The sequence below is a fragment of the Cobetia sp. SIMBA_158 genome (assembly GCF_046566945.1).
Taxonomy (GTDB): Bacteria; Pseudomonadota; Gammaproteobacteria; order Pseudomonadales; family Halomonadaceae; genus Cobetia; species Cobetia amphilecti.
In genome coordinates this window covers 1-233 of record NZ_JAWJYL010001156.1, presented here as the reverse complement: position 1 = coordinate 233, position 233 = coordinate 1, and the positions used below count along the sequence as shown (strand labels likewise).

Here is a 233-nt window from a genome sequence, read left to right as displayed (position 1 = left end):
GTTACATAAGTTAGGTTTATTTTAGGCACAAAAAAAGCGCCCTAGGCGCTTTTTTTTCATTTTACTTAAAAAGTAAAATTATACAGCTGTGATGTTATCAGCTTGAGGACCTTTTTGACCTTGTGAAAGAGTAAACTCTACACGTTGGCCTTCAGCTAAAGTTTTGAAACCTTCGCTTTTGATTGCTGAGAAATGTGCGAAAACGTCTGGGCCATTTTCTTGCTCGATGAAAC

1 protein-coding gene is annotated in these 233 nt (G+C 37.3%); it reads right to left on the bottom strand.

The features are described 5' to 3' along the window. Positions 1 to 78 precede the first annotated feature (78 nt). Positions 79 to 233, bottom strand: a 155-nt coding sequence (locus tag R2R70_RS23380) for a cold-shock protein (RefSeq protein WP_410979403.1), incomplete at its 5' end; no start/stop codon positions are given.